Here is a 16,602-nt window from a genome sequence, read left to right as displayed (position 1 = left end):
ATTTTAACATCCTTTAACAATAAAGCATTCTGAATTGTATCAATTTTGTAAGGCAAGCTTCTGTCGGAGACTATTGATATGACGTTATAAAAGAAGAAACCCCGGTAACGAGTACCGGGGTTATACATTGATAAGCTATACTAAACACTAACCATTAACTATAAAAATACAGTCTTACCAATGACTTTAAGTTATAAAAAATAGACGACTTTACATGTGAAAAATTACAGTCTATATAAAAGTTTAACACAAAAATTAACAAATGCAAAAAACACTTGTCGTAGGGGCTTCTACAAACCCGGGAAGATACAGTAACACAGCTATTCGTAGGCTGGTTGACAATAATATTGAAACAACCGCATTTGGGATACGTGGGGGAACTGTATCAGGGGTACAAATTAAAGACAACTTGATTGATTTTCAAAATATTGATACCGTAACTTTATATTTAAACCCAAAAAATCAAAAAGAATACTATCAGCAAATTGTTGACCTAAACCCGAGGCGTGTTATTTTTAACCCAGGAACGGAAAACCCGGAATTCTATGAAATCCTTGAAAATGCTGGGATTGAGGTCGAAGTTGCCTGTACATTGGTGCTGCTTGCTACTGGACAATATTAGATTTTTCTTCCGATTTTTTTGTGCGGATAAACCATAGGCCAATGAATGTAAGCAAACCGTTCAACGGTAACAATTCATAGCCAACCTGATAGCCCCCTAAATATTTCGAAGGGATATTGGCTATAAAAACTATGGCAATCACCGATAATAAAGCCACTATCCAAACATAACTGTCCTTGATTTTGTGCTTGGTGAAGATGCCAAAGGCAAAAAGACCCAGTAGTGGGCCATAAGTGTAACCGGCTACCGTAAGCAAGCTATCTATCACATTGCTGCTAAGAATATACTTAAATGCAATGATGACCACAACAAGAGCAAAGCTCATGGCAATATGGGTACGTTTTCTAATGCGTTTTTGTTCTTTGTCCTCCTTGTTTTGAACGTTTAGGAAATCCACACAGAAAGAAGTTGTCAAGGAAGTAAGCGCACTATCTGCACTACTGTAGGCCGCGGCGATGAGACCGAGCATAAAAGTGATGGAAAGTGCCAGTCCCAATCCACTGTTTAAGGCAATTTCCGGGAAAAGGAGGTCGGTCTTCGGTGTGCCATCCATCAGCGGTATGGCAATACCTTCCCTCTTTGCGTAAATAAACAATAGCGCTCCCAAGAGCATGAACAAAAATGTGGATATGACCAGTACAAAACTAAAGGAGACCATGTTTTTTTGGGCATCCTTCAAAGACTTGCAGGTAAGGTTCTTTTGCATCATATCTTGGTCAAGACCCGTCATGCAAATGGTTATGAACATGCCGCCAACAAAGGATTTGATAAAATAACTCCTGTCCAGAAAGCTTTCCGTCACCAAAAAATCATTATAATTTTTCAGCTCCTCAGAAGCCAAGAATTCCCCAAAACTCCAGCCAAGTTCCTGATTGATCATCACAATGGAAAGTACAACTGCCAAAATCATGAACAGGGTTTGCAGAGTGTCCGTCCAAACAATGGTTTTAATGCCACCTTTGTTAGTGTAAAGCCAAATCAACAGGATGGAGATGATCACGGTAAATTCAAAACGGACTCCCAAGTCATCAAAAACAAATTGTTGCAGGACTATTGCTACCAAATAAAGTCTGAAAGCAGCACCAAGAACCCTCGATATAAAGAAGAAAAATGCACCGGTCCTGTGGCTCATCTTTCCAAAACGGTCATTTAAATATTCATAAATAGAAGTTAGGTTTAGTTTATAGTAGAGGGGGAGCAGTACAAATGCAACCACAAAATAGCCAACAAGATATCCCAAGATTACCTGCATATAGCTGAACTGGCTATCCTGTACCCATCCCGGCACAGAGATAAAGGTGACCCCCGATAATGAGGCGCCCACCATTCCAAAGGCTACTACGTACCAAGGGGATTGTTTCCCCGCCTTAAAAAAATCGGCGTTGGAATCGTTTTTTCCGGTAAAGTAAGAAATCAATATAAGCACCATGAAATAGGCACCGATAAGCAACAGGATTTGTGTGGCTGACATATATGCAATTTGAATTGCAAAGTACGAAAGTAAATTGGTAACTGTAAAATCGTAATTTTGTAGGAGAATTGATGCTATGGAATTTTCATCTAAGCTACTGGAGAACGCTGTTTATGAGATGTCGCAATTACCGGGAATCGGTAAGCGAACAGCATTGCGCTTAGTGCTTCATCTGTTAAAACAGCCGGAAGAGCGGTCGGAACATTTGGCCAATGCACTCCTTAAATTGAGAAGCGAGGTCAACTTTTGCAAAAATTGCCACAATATTTCCGATACGGAGGTATGTGAAATTTGTGCCAACCCCAAAAGGGACGAGACCTTGGTGTGCGTAGTGGAAGATATCAGGGATGTAATGGCCATTGAAAATACATCTCAATATAACGGCCTGTACCATGTGTTGGGGGGAAAGATTTCCCCTATGGAAGGTGTTGGTCCACAAGACCTAAATATTGGTTCACTGGTAAAAAAAGTGAAGGACGGAACCATTAAGGAATTGATATTGGCCCTGAGTTCGACCATGGAGGGGGACACAACTAATTTTTATATTTACAAACAACTGGAAGGATTAGAAGTGACTACTTCGACGATAGCCAGGGGAATTTCGGTAGGTGACGAATTGGAGTATGCAGATGAAGTAACTTTAGGGAGAAGTATAATCAATAGAGTCCCTTTTGAAAATTCTATTAAAGCGAATTAATAAACATAAATCAAAAATAAGTCGATTTCTTTAGTATTTTTGTAAAATACAAATCAAAATCACTTTGATAAATACGAATATGTCAAAATTTGAATTGAAATTACCGCAAATGGGAGAAAGTGTTGCTGAAGCTACCTTGACCAACTGGTTGAAAGAAGTGGGCGACACCATAGAAATGGACGAGGCCATCTTTGAAATTGCCACGGACAAAGTGGATTCCGAAGTTCCTAGTGAAGTGGATGGGGTATTGGTAGAAAAGCGGTTCGATGTAGATGATGTGATAAAGGTTGGTGAAGTTGTCGCCGTGATTCAAATTGAAGGTGAAGTTGACACCCCAGTGGAGGAAAGTACAGAAAAAGAAGTAGAAGAGAAGCCTGTTGAAGTGCCGGCAGGAGAGTTGGAAGCTCAAATGGCCAGTGTAAAGGAGTCAGTTTCCTCATCCACGACCGATTTTTCAAGTTCAGAACGATTTTATTCGCCCTTGGTGAAAAACATAGCCAAGGAAGAAAACGTTTCCATGGATGAGCTCGAGGCCATTACCGGAACAGGTAAAGAAGGTAGGGTCACCAAAAATGATATCATGGCCTATTTGGAAAACCGTTCCAATGGAAGTCGGGTAAAAGAAGAGGCTAAACCAAAACCTGAAACCAAAACCGAGAAAGTCGAAGCACCCTCAGCGCCAAAAGAGACGGTCGCGAACAAACCTCAGGCACCAAAAGTTCAGGTAGGCGCAGGGGATGAGGTCATTCCGTTGACCCGTATGGGCAAACTCATCGCCCACCATATGATCGAGAGCATATCAACCTCCGCACACGTTCAGAGCTTTGTGGAAGTGGACGTGACAAATGTGGTCAATTGGAGAAATAAGGTGAAGAATGCATTCCAACAGCGAGAAGGTGAAAAATTGACCTTTACGCCCATATTTATGGAAGCTGTGGCCATGGCCCTTAAAAAATATCCACTAATGAACATTTCGTTGGATGGAGACAAGGTCATCAAAAAGAAGAACATCAATTTGGGAATGGCAGCAGCCCTGCCCGATGGCAACCTGATTGTGCCCGTAATCAAAAATGCCGACCAATTGAACTTGGTGGGGATGGCCAAAACAGTGAACGATTTGGCCGATAGGGCAAGAAACAATCAATTAAAGCCCGATGAGGTAAAAGATGGTACGTACACGGTAACCAATGTTGGTTCCTTCGGAAGTGTTTTTGGTACGCCGATCATCAATCAACCGCAAGTAGGAATCCTTGCATTGGGGGCCATCAGAAAAATACCATCTGTAATTGAGACCGATCAAGGTGAATATATAGGTATCCGCAGTAAAATGTACCTTTCGCACAGTTATGATCACCGAGTGGTGAACGGTGCATTGGGCGGAATGTTCGTAAAAGCAGTGGCAGATTATTTGGAGGCCTGGGACATAAATAGGGAAATATAGTAGAAAACTGCCCATATTCCTGTCACTATTCTTAATTTAGAAGCCTAGTGAACCTTATTTAAAACGCCCCACATGCAATTACAATTGACCAAGCCTATCTGTTTTTTTGACCTGGAGACCACTGGGACCAATGTTGCAAAAGATAGGATTGTAGAAATTTCTATCCTGAAGGTTTTTCCCAATGGGAATAAAGAAAGCAGAACATGGTTGGTAAACCCGGAGATGCCCATTCCGGCAGAATCCGAGGCCATTCATGGTATTTCCGATGAAAAAGTGGCCAACGAGCCTACATTTAAGCAACTGTCCAAGGAAATTTATGCGATGATTCGCGATAGTGACCTTGGAGGATTTAATTCCGATAGGTTCGACATTCCATTGTTGGCCGAGGAAATGCTGCGTGCCGATGTGGATTTTGATATGAAAAGTATGGTGTCCGTAGATGTACAGACCATTTTTCATAAAATGGAAAAACGTACACTGGAAGCCGCCTATAAATTTTATTGTGACAAGAATTTGGACGATGCGCACAGCGCGGAAGCCGATACCTTGGCAACCTACGAGGTATTGCTTGCGCAATTGGACCGATATCCAGAGCTTGAAAATGATATAAAAAAGCTGTCAGAGTTCACTACAAGAAGACAAAATCTGGATTTTGCGGGCTTTATCGGCCTCAATGAAAACCAGGAACCGATTTTTGCCTTTGGAAAACATAATGGAAAAACAGTGGAAGAGGTCATGGAGAAAGAACCCGGCTACTTTGGCTGGATCTTGAACGCCGATTTCCCGCTGTACACCAAAAAAGTTCTTACCCAGATAAAGTTGAGCAAGCTCAATAACAAATTTTAAAATAAAAAACCTTAACCCCCGTGAACAAATTATGAAACTGATTTGTATAGGACGTAATTATGTGGATCACATAAACGAACTGAGCAATGAGCGTCCGGACGAACCTGTGGTTTTTATAAAGCCCGATTCCGCTATTTTACCCAAAGAGCAAGATTTTTATATCCCCGAATTTTCCAACGATGTTCACTATGAAGTGGAAGTTCTGGTGAAAATCAAAAAAGTGGGGAAGCATATCTCCAAAGAATTTGCCCATAAATATTATGATGAAGTTGGGCTGGGCATAGATTTTACGGCGAGAGACCTTCAATCCAAATTAAAATCCAAAGGATTGCCCTGGGAAAAGGCCAAAGGGTTTGATGGTGCTGCCGTAGTTGGAAGATGGCTTTCCAAGGATATGTTTAAGGATATGGACAACCTGAAATTTTCATTGTCAAAAAATAATGAAATTGTCCAAGATGGGAATACCTCGTTGATGCTGTGGAAGATAGATGAAATCATAGCTCATACATCCACTTATTTCATGTTGAAAAAGGGAGATATCATATTTACGGGCACCCCTGCCGGTGTTGGTAAAGTAAGCCCAAATGACTACCTTGTCGGTAGATTGGAAGGTGAGCAAATGTTTGATATTAATGTAAAATAATGATTTACAACCTCGATAAAATAAATGAAATGGCGGAAGGTGATGAGGATTTCATAACCTCGGTAATCTCCGTTTTTTTAGAAGAAGTTCCTGAAGACCTAGAAAGCCTGGAAAAAGCTATTGGTAGCAAGGACTATGAAAACATATATAAGTTGGCCCATAAAATTAAGCCCAACGTGGATATTTTGGGCATGGAGCAGACCAGGGCCAAGGCCTTGGAAATAGAAACACTAGGTAAGGCGACCGGTAGCATGGAGGAAATAGAACAAAAGTTTCCTTTGTTGAAAAAGGATGTGCTCCAAGTGGTCTCTGAACTTAAAAATGACTTTGATTTATAGATGCAAGCGGAGATAATCACCATTGGGGATGAGATTCTCATAGGTCAGATTGTAGATACCAATTCAGCGTTTATTTCCAAAGAACTGAACAAGATTGGGGTCTCTGTTTACCAAATCACTTCTATTCAGGATGATAAAGACCATATACTAAGGTCTCTGAAAGAGGCCGGTGAGCGTTCCTCTGTGGTAATCATAACAGGTGGTCTTGGCCCTACAAAGGATGATGTCACCAAGCATACCCTTTGTGAATTTTTTGAAGATGAACTGGTCCGGGACGATTCGGTTTTGCATCATATTGAAGAGCTTTTCAAAAAATACATTACAACCCCAATTTCGGATTTGAACAGGGAACAGGCTATGGTTCCGTCAAAGGCAACTGTGCTGCATAATGAGTTTGGAACCGCGCCTGGCATCTGGATGAAAAAGGGCGAAACTGCATTTGTTTCCCTTCCCGGGGTGCCGTACGAGATGAAAAATCTAATGACATCTTCCGTTTTGCCCAAAATCAAAGAAGAGTACAAGCGACCTCATATTGTCCATAAGACCATTCTGACTTACGGAATGGGTGAGAGTGCGATTGCCGAAAAGCTTGAAGATTGGGAAAACAATTTGCCGCCATTTATCAAGTTTGCCTATCTGCCGAACATTGGTAGTGTAAGACTTCGTCTTTCGGCAAAAGGGGAGGATAAAGATGCGTTGCTCGCTGGAATAGAAGAACAGGTAAAAAAACTTTATCCCATTATTGGAGAGATTATCTACGGGGAAGAGGAGGAAGATGGAAGAGTCGAAAAACAGATAGGCACATTGCTTACCGATAAAAAAATGACCTTGTCCACTGCCGAAAGTTTTACCGGGGGAAGCATCGCGGAACGAATCACCTCCGTTCCCGGAGCATCCGCCTACTTTAAAGGGAGTATAGTGTGCTATGCCACCGAGACCAAGGTTAATGTTTTGGGGGTTCCACAAGAACTTATCGACGAGTATTCCGTGGTCAGTGAAGAAGTTGCGATTGCCATGGCAAATGGCGTAAAAAATAAGTTGGGAACCGATTTCTCCATAGCTACGACCGGTAATGCCGGACCTACCAAAGGCGATTCCGATGCCGAAGTAGGAACGGTCTATATTGGAATTGGTACTCCAAAAGGTACTTTTGCCCATAAATTTGTGATGGGAAAGCATCGGGACAGGGTCGTGAAAAAGTCTGTTAACAAGGCTTTTGAGCTATTGTATAAAGAAATTTTAAATTTCTGAAAAAGAATTTTGTACGTCCCAGTAAAATGGTATAAATTTGCAGCCTCAATAAAATCACTCAAATAGTTAGGGAGATGTCTAAAGTTTGTGAAGTAACAGGAAAAAAGGTGATGTTTGGAAACAACGTTTCCTTTTCTATCAATAAGACAAAAAGGAGATTTGATTCAAATATCTCCAAGAAGAGGTTTTATATTCCAGAGGAAGATCGTTGGGTAACCTTGAACGTTTCTGCCCGTGGGTTGAAGATCATCAACAAAAAAGGAATCTCTGCTGTCTTGAAGGAAATCAATTCCAAAAAGTAAGTTGTAAAAGCATTTTAAGTACAATACAATGGCAAAGAAAGGAAATAGGGTTCAGGTAATTTTAGAGTGTACAGAACACAAGGAATCTGGTATGCCAGGTACTTCTAGGTATATTACCACCAAGAACAAAAAGAACACGCCAGATAGGATGGAGATCAAAAAGTACAATCCTATCCTTAAGCGTATGACCGTTCATAAAGAAATTAAGTAATAGCCTTTACAAAGTAAAAGGCAGAAAAATATAAGCCATGGCAAAGAAAACAGTAGCAACACTTCAGTCATCATCCAAGAGGTTGACAAAGGCCATCAAAATGGTAAAGTCACCAAAAACAGGGGCCTACACTTTCGTAGAGTCTGTAATGGCGCCGGAAATGGTTAACGACTGGTTGAACAGCAAATAAGGAATTTTTTCTTATCTAATAATATTGAAGCCGCTAAAAAGCGGCTTTTTTCATACCCATAATTCTGTTGGATGCCTCAACTTGGCGACGCTAAGGTATTTCAAAAGGAATTTTCTGTTAACAAAACTCCCCTTACTTTCCTATCTTTGACCATTCTCAAAGAACACAGGATGAGCTTATTCAAAAATATATTTTCAAAGGATAAAAAAGAGACTTTGGACAAGGGTCTAGAAAAGTCCAAAACCAGTTTTTTCGGTAAACTGGGCAAAGCCGTAGCAGGTAAATCCAAAGTAGATGATGAAGTATTGGACAACCTCGAAGAAGTTTTGGTTACTTCCGATGTAGGGGTAAATACCACCCTAAAAATCATCGAGCGTATCGAAGAGCGTGTATCCCGTGACAAATACATGGGAACAGACGAGCTCAATACAATTCTTCGTGAAGAGATTGCAGGTTTGCTATCGGAGACCAATTCAGGTGAGGACACCGAGATTGCAGTTCCAAAGGACAAAAAACCATATGTAATTATGGTAGTAGGCGTGAACGGTGTGGGGAAAACAACCACCATTGGTAAGCTGGCCCATAAATTCAAGGCCAGTGGCATGAAAGTGGTCTTGGGTGCCGCCGATACCTTCCGTGCAGCAGCCATTGATCAATTGGAAGTTTGGGCAAAACGTGTGGATGTGCCTATCATCAAACAAAAAATGGGGAGCGACCCCGCTTCTGTGGCGTTCGATACCCTAAATTCTGCCGTGGCTGAAAATGCAGATGTGGTGTTGGTGGATACTGCGGGACGTTTGCACAACAAGGTCAATTTAATGAACGAACTTTCCAAGGTAAAGCGTGTTATGCAAAAAGTAGTTCCGGATGCCCCACATGAGGTGCTTTTGGTGCTGGATGGGTCAACAGGGCAAAATGCCTTTGAACAAGCAAAGCAATTCACCAAAGCTACCGAGGTGAGCAGTTTGGCAGTGACCAAGCTGGACGGCACTGCAAAAGGTGGTGTTGTTATCGGAATTTCCGACCAATTTCAGATTCCAGTAAAATATATCGGCGTCGGCGAGGGCATCGAAGACCTTCAAGTGTTCAATAAATATGAGTTTGTCGATTCGTTTTTTAAAATATAAATGATGATGTGCAAATACCTTTTCTGTTCTTTTTTGTTGATTGGTTTTATTTCTTGTAAACAGAAGGAAGCCCAGCCCAAGGAAGATATTGTCCTCTGGACACCCTACAATGATTCTGCGGAGGTGGCTGCCAGCGCTAATAACAAAAGCGAAAGGATGCGCTACAAATTCATCCAGAGCAAAGTCTTGGATAAGAACGAAGTGTTTTTGCCACTTTATGATGAGGTGTCCCAATTTACAGAGGCGAAATATCAAAAAATGAAACCTTTGGTGTTGGAGCAGGATATTCCCACCATTCAAACCCATATTGATCAAGGTACAGTTACGTATCAAGAGTTGGTGCTTTTTTATCTTCACCGAATCTACAAGTACGAGTTGCCCAACAATACGACCCTGAATACCATTATTGCATTGAACCCCAACGTGCTCGAAGAAGCACGTGCCCTGGACAAGAACAAGGGAGACCACCATCCTATTTATGGCATGCCCATTTTATTGAAGGATAATATAGGAGCTGCAGAAATGAAAACGACAGCGGGAGCTATCGTACTAAAGGAGAATCAGACCGATGATGCATTTATAGTAGAACGTTTAAAGGAAAAAGGAGCTCTAATTTTAGGTAAGGTCAACCTAAGCGAATGGGCCAATTTTATCTGCGGGGTTTGTCCTAACGGGCAGAGTGCCGTTGGCGGCCAGACATTGAATCCCTACGGAAGAAGGGTATTTGATACGGGTGGTTCCAGCGCGGGCAGTGGAACGTCCACTGCGGCCAACTATGCCGTTGGTGCCGTTGGAACCGAAACTTCAGGTTCCATACTTTCCCCATCCAGTCAAAATTCAGTGGTGGGGTTAAAACCTACCATTGGCTTATTGAGTCGAACAGGGATTGTGCCTATATCGAGTACGTTGGATACCCCTGGCCCCATGACCAAAAACGTGACGGATAATGCCATTCTGTTGGATGCCATGTTGGGAAAAGATGAAGCTGACTACAAATCAGTGACTGCGGAACCAGGTATTTTATCCGCTTGGATGAATCCAGAGCCGCTTCAAGAAATCCGTTTGGGTGTGATGAAGAACTTAATGGAGCGTGATTCCATTTATGCCGCGAACGTCGAAGCATTACGAGAAGCTGGTGCTCAAATCGTGGAATTTGAAGCTGAGAATATTCCTTTGGAAGGGTTCACAACATTATTGAATTTAGATATGAGGGAAGATTTACCCGCTTACATAAATGCAGAGGTCAAGGATAAAGATGCCGTACGAGTGGAGTCGGTGGAAGAGGTGGTTACCTTTAACCAGCAAGATTCCTTGGTGAGGATACCTTACGGACAGGAACGTTTTGATGGTATTTTGGCAGATTCGACAACAACTGAGCAATTTGAAAAAATCAAACAAAATCTAAAAGAATCGGGAAGGGCCTTTTTCAATATCATAGAAGAAAAGCAGCTCGATGCCGTGTTAAGTATCAACAATTACCACGCTGGTTATGCAGCGGTGGCCGAATATCCTGCATTGACTATTCCCATGGGTTACAAAACTGATGGCGAGCCCGAAAGTTTGACTTTTATCGGAAAACCATTTTCAGAAGCCCATCTGCTCCGTATCGGTAAAGCCTTTGAAGAATTGACCAAGGTCAGGAAAATGCCTGAAGGATATCAGGAGTAACCAAACCGTAAGAGTTCTTATCAATTCCATAAATATTATAGTTCAAAGTGGTTGTAATGCCCTGTGTTATTGTATTTTTGCACTCCATTTAAAGGAACTATGCGCACAAAATCGCTCAAAAAGAACAAAATCAATGTGGTGACCTTAGGTTGCAGCAAGAACGTCTACGACTCGGAAGTGTTGATGGGACAATTGCGAGCTAATAACAAAGAGGTGGCCCACGAGGAAGAAGGCAATGTTGTGGTAATCAACACCTGTGGATTCATTGCCAATGCAAAGGAAGAAAGCGTCAATACCATTTTGGAGTATGTTCAAAAGAAAGAGTCCGGAGATGTGGACAAAGTTTTTGTGACAGGTTGTTTGAGCGAACGCTACAAGCCAGATTTACAGAAGGAAATTCCAAATGTGGACGAGTATTTCGGTACAAGTGATCTACCCAATTTGTTGAAGGCACTTGGAGCCGATTACAAGCACGAGTTGATCGGTGAGCGTTTGACCACCACACCCAAAAACTACGCATACCTTAAAATTGCCGAAGGATGTGATCGTCCTTGTTCTTTCTGTGCTATCCCTTTGATGCGTGGAAAACACCGAAGTACACCTATTGAAGATTTGGTCTCCGAAGCTGAAAAATTGGCCGCCAACGGTGTAAAGGAACTCATTTTGATTGCTCAAGACCTTACGTACTACGGACTTGATCTTTATAAGAAAAGAAATTTGGCCGAACTGCTCCAGGCTCTGGCCAAAGTAGAGGGCATTGAATGGATTCGTTTGCACTACGCGTTTCCAACAGGCTTCCCAATGGATGTTTTGGAGGTGATGCGCAACGAGCCCAAAATCTGTAATTATATTGATATTCCACTTCAACATATAGCCGACTCCATACTTAAAAGTATGCGACGCGGTACTACCCAGGCTAAGACCACAAAGTTATTGAACGACTTTAGGGCGGCTGTTCCCGAAATGGCCATCCGAACTACTTTGATCGTAGGTTACCCAGGCGAAACCGAAGCGGATTTTGAGACCTTGAAAAATTGGGTGCAAGAAATGCGTTTTGAACGTTTGGGATGCTTCACTTATAGTCACGAAGAGAATACGCACGCCTACAATTTGGAGGATGATGTTCCCGAAGAAGTAAAGCAGGAGCGGGCCAACATCATTATGGAAATCCAGTCACAAATTTCTTGGGAATTGAACCAGGAAAAAATTGGACAAACCTTCCGTTGTATCATCGACAGAAAAGAAGGAAACCATTTTGTGGGCCGTACCGAGTTTGATTCGCCCGATGTGGACAACGAGGTGTTGATCGATGCCAGCAAGCATTATGTAAAAATCGGTGACTTCGTGAACATCAAGATTACGGATGCCTCCGATTACGATTTGTTCGGGGAGCCTGTTTAATCAGAATACTGCTTTTCAATTTACATGCTTGGCATAAAGCTACACAGCGACTATGCCCAAGGAATCCCATACGTTAGTTTTTGTATGGCGATCGCATCAGATGTATCGAGCATTTTACCTCCTTCCACCATAAACTACTGAAAATGACATTGGTCATGGTTTATACTCTCCCTTTAAGATACTTTTAGTGTATCAATTTCTTTTGACCTGTTATATCGTTAATTTGGCACACATCCTCCTCTTGAATGGAGCAGCATTGAATATTTATCATTAACTATAGCAATTATGAACCTAAACCAAAATAAACTGAAAGCAAGTGTTACCCTGCTTCGCATATTTATCGGGTGGCACTTTTTATTTGAAGGTGTGGTGAAGATGTACAATCCCGAATGGACTTCATTTGGATATTTGGCTACCGCACAAGGACCTTTTGACTGGTTTTTCACCATGTTGATAGGCGATGCAACCATAGGTTGGGTGGACACGCTCAATATTATCGCTTTGATGTTGGTCGGCTTTACCTTTACCCTAGGAATTTTTGAACGAGTCGGAGCCATTGTAGGTGCCGGTCTTTTGGCTATGTATTTTTTGGCTCATCCACCCTTTCCTGGGCTTACACAAATGAATGTTGAGGGGAGCTACTGGATCGTCAATAAAAATTTGATAGAGCTCGTGGCCTGTATCGTAATCTATCAATTACCAACCGGGTCTTATTTTGGCCTAGATCATCTTAGAAAGAACAAACTTAAAACTCAGGAACAATGAAATGGACTAGAAGAGACCTTTTAATAGGATTGGGAGGCCTGCCCATACTGGGAGCTGTATGGTGGGCTGGAGCTGCCAGCTCTGTTGGCTCCAGAAAGAAACGTTCGGAAATATTGGAACAGCTCAACATAAAGCCATCATTACCTCCTGCAGTTCCGGGAATTGGGGGAGAACCCGTGAGAATCGGGGTGATCGGTTTTGGTATTCGGGGCGAACAATTGACGCGGGCCTTGGGTTTTGCAACGGATGAGTGGAAGGAAGAAATGCGTTTGGCAGCAGAAGAAGATCCCAACAACAAACGATTGGAAGATTTCGAGTCTCAAGAACCCCTCAATGTGAAATTAGTGGGCATTTGTGATGTGTTCGATGTACGTGCGGAGAAATTCATCAATTCGTTTTCTACGGATGATAATAAAATCAAAAGATATTTGACCTATAAGGAAATGATCCAGAGTGGAGACGTGGATGCCGTTGTGATTGCAACACCGGACCACTGGCATGCCCCCATGTCCATCGAAGCTTTGAACAACAATGTGCACGTATATGTGGAAAAACCTATGACACATACCGTTGGCGAGACCTATACCTTGCGTGAAGCGGCCGAAAAATCCGATGCGGTGTTCGCCGTGGGGCACCAGCATAGGCAGACCCTGAGTTTTAGTACTGCGCGTGATATTGTGGAAAAGGGAACACTTGGGCACGTATCATTGATTCAAACAAATACCAACAGGAACGATGACAACGGTGCCTGGAACTACGATATCCATGAGAAAGCCAGTCCCGAGACCATTGATTGGGAGCAGTTTTTGGGCTCCGCACCAAAAGTGCCGTTCAATAAAAATCACTTTTTTAGATGGCGCAAATGGTGGGCTTACGGCTCAGGATTGTCTGGTGACCTGTTGACCCACGATTACGACCGTTTAAATTGTGTGCTGAACATGGGTATTCCTGCTTCTGTCAGTGCATCGGGTGGCATATACACTCACAACGACGGACGAAATGTTCCCGATGTGATCCAAGTAAATATGGAGTTCCCCGATTTCAGTACGGGAAGCAGTCAAACCAGGGGCAAGGAAAAGGGTATGACCTTCTGTTATAGTGCCACCCTGGGGAATGGTTTCAACCGCCCCACCATTTTAATGGGACACGATGCCACCATGGAATTGGGCAATAGATTGACCGTTTGGCCCGATGGCGCTTCCACCCGATATGCCGATATGCTGGAAGCCGAAAAGATGCTTCCCAACGTGCCTATTTATCAATACGACCCTGCTGCTACCAGCACGGATGCCGTTTCGTCGGCTACTTCACAATATTTTGCCGATAAGGGTTTGATGTGGACCTATATTGATGGAGTCCGCGTGGATTCAACCTTTCTGCATATGAGGGAATGGCTGAGCGTCATAAAAAATGGAGGTAAGGTGAGTTGTGGTATCAAGGAAGGTTTTGATGAGGCCATCTCGGCCCATATGGCTGGACTTTCTTGGAAACTTGGCAGAAAAATAGAATGGGATGCTCCTAGCCAAACGTTGAAACCTATTGAAGGTATAGACTTTGACCAAGTACTCTTGGCCAACGAAAATTGGAACATACAACCAGAAATGGTTGGGTGAGGTTTCTTGATTTTTATGGACTTTAGTCCGGAGGGTGGGACGTTGCTTAAATGGAATTTTTTCAGCGGGTAATGTCCCACTACCTTTTACCGCGTGTACGGTTTAGCTCATAATTGTAAATTTCTCTCCCCAGCTGAGCCAAGAAAGGTATGCCGACCTCGTCATATTCGTAGGTGTTATCGTTAAAAATACCATTGCTGTTCACCAAGATTGTGGCCGTGAGCATAAAATCAATATTGTTTTCGGTATCCTTTATGTAAGCACAGTCGGTTAATGTACCATAGGCATAACCTACTTTGTTATAGATTTTGATATGTTCCGGCATGGGATCGGTAGTGTCACCGAACATAAAAAACTTCACGTAGCTGTCGTAAAACTCTTCTGGGTCGTACCCTAACTGGGGTGGTATGGTGTGCATGGCATACAACAGATAAGTGCGCTGACCATTGCTGAGGTTAAAACGTTCGTCTTTCGGAAATGCTTCGGGAAAAATGATACGTTTTAAAAGAGCGGTTTGAGCTTCGATTGGATAATAATTTTTCAATGCGAAATCAAAAGGTCCAGTCTGTAAAGATTCATCGGCAATATACCCTTTCCCTTTTTTGATGCCGTTCAAATCAATAGGTCTTATGGGCGAATTTATGATGGGATTGCTTAAGGTGGTAGTAGAATCATTGAGGTAAAAAACAATAGGTTTTGTTGTAATATCATCGGCATTGTCAGTGGATAACCGATGGGCAATTCGAATAGGCGATACCCCTCGTTCTTGCATTCTAGCGTTTATATCATCTTGCCCCAAAAATTCCACCAAACGATTGTTGGCTGCATTGTCCGAGACAGCAAAAATTTCTGAAATAGCTTTGGCAAGAGTTGTTTCCACGGAGTCACCTTCAACAAAAAATCGGGTTTCCATGGATAGGGAATCAATTGTGTTGAGCTTTTCCAAGGCTGCGACCGCCGCGGGAAATTTTACGGTACTTGCAGGGTAGAAATAGTTGTTTTTATCCACCTGAAAATCAAAATCCGTAAAAATAATGCTGTCATTTTTTCGGTCTATCCGGGTATATCGGACCTGGACTTCGTGATTGTCCAGATGATCCATTACCTTTTTAATTTTTGGGTCTTCGGAAGAAAGGGCATTGGCCAGAGGGTCGGTAGGGTTGTTTTTTGCACAAGATGTGCCCCACAAGAGCAAGCTCAATACAGCAACTCTAAGCCACATAGATAAAAAATTAAATTTTCCCTGAATACACTTGGCCCCGATGAGGTTTAAGAATGCTTCTTACCTCTTTAAGTTCGACCTCGTCCACCACCAAATAGGCGATACTATGTGTAGGGCTAAAATGTTCCAAGCCTTCAAGGTCGTATTTTAGTTCCTCGACTTCAGCAAATTCTTTAAGGTGTTTAAGGTAATGCTCGGCCGTATGTGATGCGGTTGGGCCCCTAAAGTCCCAGATAATCTTTATTTTTCTGTCCAAAAGTTTTTCCATTGTTGTTATGAGTTGAGCACAGATGTGCCATTTTCGGCAAATGCCTTAAAATCTTGCATGTATTTGAGGGACTGCTTTTTGAAGGCTCCGGGCATTAAAAATCCCATAAGTTTCATCCCAAACCCAGAAAATTGAAATTCCGATTCGGATACCCAACGGGTTTTTTCGCCCTCTTCCTTAAAATAGTTTTTTTGAATATTGTGTACTCCCTTGGTTTCGTAAGTCATGTGTATTTCTTCGGGTAGGTCTTTTTTAATGATGGTTTCCACCAAATCCATTTTCCGTTTTCCCATTTCGTAACTTAGACTCATGCGAGAACCCTCTTGTCCGGGACTGGCGGATAATTGCTCGTAGCCGATAAGTCCTTGTTGCCAATGCTTCATGTTGTCGGGGTCATCCATTTTTTTAATAAATTCCTCCCTGGGTACATCAACAACAATTTCCGTAGTGTACTTCATATTTGGTTTGGTTTTGCACTAAAGTAGCAATTTCTGGGCATCTATCGGGCACAAAAAATCTGTTAATG

The 16,602-nt window shown here is 42.4% G+C and carries 19 protein-coding genes; 15 read left to right on the top strand and 4 right to left on the bottom strand.

All coding sequences use genetic code 11. The features are described 5' to 3' along the window. Positions 1–262: 262 nt before the first annotated feature. The gene (locus J0656_RS12395; RefSeq protein ID WP_207034289.1) at positions 263–622 is read left to right on the top strand and encodes a CoA-binding protein; all 360 of its coding nucleotides are present in this window, start codon (positions 263–265) and stop codon (positions 620–622) included. Here J0656_RS12395 and J0656_RS12390 read toward each other — a convergent pair. Continuing rightward, a complete protein-coding gene (locus tag J0656_RS12390; protein WP_207034286.1) occupies positions 606–2,093 on the bottom strand; it encodes a sodium:solute symporter in 1,488 nt (495 codons plus the stop codon). The two genes, J0656_RS12395 and J0656_RS12390, sit on opposite strands and share 17 nt — an antisense overlap. 76 nt (positions 2,094–2,169) lie before the next feature. On the opposite strand from J0656_RS12390, the gene recR reads away from it, so the two are divergent. The 14 genes from recR to J0656_RS12320 all read left to right on the top strand — a co-directional run bounded on the left by recR (position 2,170) and on the right by J0656_RS12320 (position 14,586). Continuing rightward, positions 2,170–2,790, top strand: coding sequence for a recombination mediator RecR (gene recR / locus J0656_RS12385; protein WP_176621114.1), 621 nt, complete (start codon positions 2,170–2,172; stop codon positions 2,788–2,790). Positions 2,791–2,869: 79 nt separating this feature from the next. Continuing rightward, a complete protein-coding gene (locus tag J0656_RS12380; protein WP_207034283.1) occupies positions 2,870–4,231 on the top strand; it encodes a dihydrolipoamide acetyltransferase family protein in 1,362 nt (453 codons plus the stop codon). A gap of 72 nt (positions 4,232–4,303) precedes the next feature. After that, positions 4,304–5,077, top strand: coding sequence for a 3'-5' exonuclease (locus J0656_RS12375; RefSeq protein WP_207034279.1), 774 nt, complete (start codon positions 4,304–4,306; stop codon positions 5,075–5,077). Between the two features lie 31 nt (positions 5,078–5,108). Beyond that, on the top strand, positions 5,109–5,720 hold the full coding sequence (locus tag J0656_RS12370) for a fumarylacetoacetate hydrolase family protein (protein ID WP_207034277.1): 612 nt from the start codon (positions 5,109–5,111) through the stop codon (positions 5,718–5,720). Beyond that, the gene (locus J0656_RS12365) at positions 5,720–6,058 is read left to right on the top strand and encodes an Hpt domain-containing protein (RefSeq protein WP_108245255.1); all 339 of its coding nucleotides are present in this window, start codon (positions 5,720–5,722) and stop codon (positions 6,056–6,058) included. Before J0656_RS12370 ends, J0656_RS12365 begins: the two co-directional genes overlap by 1 nt. After that, a complete protein-coding gene (locus J0656_RS12360) occupies positions 6,059–7,309 on the top strand; it encodes a competence/damage-inducible protein A (RefSeq protein ID WP_207034275.1) in 1,251 nt (416 codons plus the stop codon). A 74-nt stretch (positions 7,310–7,383) separates the two neighbouring features. Further along, positions 7,384–7,611: a 50S ribosomal protein L28 gene (rpmB, locus tag J0656_RS12355; RefSeq protein WP_108245253.1), complete on the top strand. Its 228-nt coding sequence runs from the start codon at positions 7,384–7,386 to the stop codon at positions 7,609–7,611. Positions 7,612–7,639: 28 nt separating this feature from the next. Then, positions 7,640–7,822: a 50S ribosomal protein L33 gene (gene rpmG, locus J0656_RS12350; RefSeq protein WP_100817574.1), complete on the top strand. Its 183-nt coding sequence runs from the start codon at positions 7,640–7,642 to the stop codon at positions 7,820–7,822. Between the two features lie 37 nt (positions 7,823–7,859). Further along, a complete protein-coding gene (locus tag J0656_RS12345; protein WP_108245252.1) occupies positions 7,860–8,012 on the top strand; it encodes a DUF4295 domain-containing protein in 153 nt (50 codons plus the stop codon). A 170-nt stretch (positions 8,013–8,182) separates the two neighbouring features. Beyond that, a complete protein-coding gene (gene ftsY, locus J0656_RS12340; protein ID WP_207034272.1) occupies positions 8,183–9,139 on the top strand; it encodes a signal recognition particle-docking protein FtsY in 957 nt (318 codons plus the stop codon). Between the two features lie 6 nt (positions 9,140–9,145). Then, positions 9,146–10,807 carry an amidase family protein gene (locus tag J0656_RS12335; RefSeq protein WP_207034270.1) on the top strand — a complete coding sequence of 554 codons (1,662 nt, stop codon included), beginning with the start codon at positions 9,146–9,148 and terminating at the stop codon, positions 10,805–10,807. A 99-nt stretch (positions 10,808–10,906) separates the two neighbouring features. Then, positions 10,907–12,208, top strand: a complete 1,302-nt coding sequence (rimO, locus tag J0656_RS12330) for a 30S ribosomal protein S12 methylthiotransferase RimO (protein WP_207034267.1) — start codon at positions 10,907–10,909, stop codon at positions 12,206–12,208. A gap of 285 nt (positions 12,209–12,493) precedes the next feature. Then, complete coding sequence (locus tag J0656_RS12325) at positions 12,494–12,973, top strand: DoxX family membrane protein (RefSeq protein ID WP_207034264.1); 480 nt, start codon at positions 12,494–12,496, stop codon at positions 12,971–12,973. Further along, entirely contained in the window at positions 12,970–14,586 is a 1,617-nt protein-coding gene (locus J0656_RS12320; protein WP_207034261.1) for a Gfo/Idh/MocA family protein, read from the top strand. The genes J0656_RS12325 and J0656_RS12320 overlap by 4 nt, the downstream gene beginning before the upstream one ends. Before the next feature lie 79 nt (positions 14,587–14,665). Here J0656_RS12320 and J0656_RS12315 read toward each other — a convergent pair whose 3' ends face one another. From J0656_RS12315 to J0656_RS12305, 3 genes are read right to left on the bottom strand one after another with little or no spacing between them, the layout of a single operon-like run. Continuing rightward, positions 14,666–15,808 (bottom strand): serine hydrolase, encoded by a 1,143-nt coding sequence (locus J0656_RS12315; RefSeq protein ID WP_207034259.1) that lies wholly within the window; start codon positions 15,806–15,808, stop codon positions 14,666–14,668. Between the two features lie 10 nt (positions 15,809–15,818). Next, positions 15,819–16,076: a hypothetical protein gene (locus tag J0656_RS12310; protein ID WP_163626805.1), complete on the bottom strand. Its 258-nt coding sequence runs from the start codon at positions 16,074–16,076 to the stop codon at positions 15,819–15,821. A 5-nt stretch (positions 16,077–16,081) separates the two neighbouring features. Further along, the gene (locus J0656_RS12305) at positions 16,082–16,534 is read right to left on the bottom strand and encodes an SRPBCC family protein (RefSeq protein WP_207034256.1); all 453 of its coding nucleotides are present in this window, start codon (positions 16,532–16,534) and stop codon (positions 16,082–16,084) included. Between the last annotated feature and the right edge of the window lie 68 nt (positions 16,535–16,602).

The organism is Flagellimonas aurea (genome assembly GCF_017313785.1).
GTDB classification, from domain to species: domain Bacteria; phylum Bacteroidota; class Bacteroidia; order Flavobacteriales; family Flavobacteriaceae; genus Flagellimonas; species Flagellimonas aurea.
This window is presented reverse-complemented; position numbering and strand designations above follow the sequence as displayed.